The organism is Allomuricauda sp. CP2A, from assembly GCF_001683915.1.
Classification (GTDB): Bacteria; Bacteroidota; Bacteroidia; order Flavobacteriales; family Flavobacteriaceae; genus Flagellimonas.
The window spans coordinates 1-1,586 of record NZ_LXTT01000107.1 but is presented as its reverse complement, the minus strand read 5'-3'; the positions used below and the strand labels follow the sequence as shown (position 1 = coordinate 1,586).

At 31.0% G+C, this 1,586-nt stretch carries 2 protein-coding genes; both read right to left on the bottom strand.

Features of this window, described 5'->3' with window-relative positions; translation table 11 throughout:
* Positions 1-123: 123 nt before the first annotated feature.
* Complete coding sequence (locus tag A7D14_RS12845) at positions 124-1,101, bottom strand: GTP pyrophosphokinase family protein (RefSeq protein ID WP_067035219.1); 978 nt, start codon at positions 1,099-1,101, stop codon at positions 124-126.
* Positions 1,102-1,325: 224 nt separating this feature from the next.
* Positions 1,326-1,586 (bottom strand): hypothetical protein (locus tag A7D14_RS20245; protein ID WP_218058535.1); only part of this gene is annotated, 261 nt, incomplete at its 5' end.

The window sequence follows — 1,586 nt, the reverse complement described above, 5'->3', positions numbered from 1 at the left end:
GTAGCGTACGCGCATGGGGTGCTATGTTTTACCTCTGAAAACCAATGAACTAATTTTTATTTGCACAAAATTTTCACAAGGTTAAATAGAAAATTAAAAACTTTTTATTAACTCAGTTCTCTGTTATTCAAAGTATTTTTTACGATATTTTTCTCTTTCTAATCTTTGAGGTCCTTCTGGAAGTCGTTTTATAAATTCTGGATGAGAAATATCCAAGACAAATCTTGCAATTCCTGCCTGAATCCATTTGGTGAAACTTGAATTTCTATTCCCCCAAAAGTCTTTTTCGATACTGTAGAAATCATCCTTTACAACTTGCCAAGCTTTTCTCAGGTCATTCAAAGAGACATGATAACGTATCATCTGATTCAGCAATTGGCCAGTGGCATCAATGTCCTTTTGTCTTTTTGGCAAATTATTATCCATAAAAGCTTGTAATGTGTCCAGATTTAATTCGACTTTTTCGTCAGGTTCAATAATTTTCTTTGAAAGTGCTTTTTGGTATTTTTCACTTTCGATTTTTAGTTCTTCGAACTGTCCATCGGCTACTTCTAACATTGCGCTAATTAGGTGAATTTTTCTTCTAAATTGAGATGGAGTTTGAACTTCGTTTTTATAGGATAATGAATGTTCTATTTCTGCCCAAGTATGCATCAAAACTGTCCTAATTTGAATTTCGCATTTCAAATTGGATAAACCTCTAAATATAGGGGTTGAATCCCAATCTTTATTAATGGAGGCTATCAAATGATGGGAGCGATATCCAAATTGGTCGTATTTTAGTACTTCCTCTTTGTCAGTGGACTCATGAATTACAAGTTCTTTTGAAAGAATTTCTTTTATTCTTTTTATATCCCTTTTGTAGTAGCAAATTACTCTGATTCCACAAATGTCTTCGATTTCCAGCAAAGGATTTGAATAAGATTTTCTCTCGATTTTTTCTAAAAAAGATTCAGTGTTTTTAATTCGATAAGAAAGCGATAAAATCTGAATGTTCTTTTTTTTCAACAAGAACTTTAGCGATTCAGAAAGATTTTTCCCTAAGGTTTCGTATTGGGTAATATTATCTTTGAAATCCCTTTCAACTTGTTCTAAGTTCATATATAATATTTTGCCTAACAGTCTTATATATGGCTCTTATCTTGAAAATAAGCTATAACCATTCGGTTAATCAAGAGCCAAATTTTATCATCTTCGTATTACCTTTTCCCTTTAATAAGTCAAATTGACAAACTTGGAACACTTTCAAAATATGACTTAACTTTAATCAAGCAACTATTTAGCTAGTTATATTATTAGCTGTAGTTGTTTTCGCAATGTTGTCATTACGAGAAACAAGCATCATTTTTAATAACCTCAAAAGATAAATCATAATATTCTGTTCTCATTTCTTGGTAACATTGTATTAGAGATAACTTCGCAATGTTAGAGTTGTATTTACTAATAGTTTTCTGAAGCGGTTTGTTTTTTAAATGACTTGTGACACACATCACATATTTTATACTATCACTTTCTTTAAAAAGATTCACAAACTCATGTTCTGTTAAATCTCTGTTTTTGTCTTTTGTTTTTAAGCCTTTATAGAC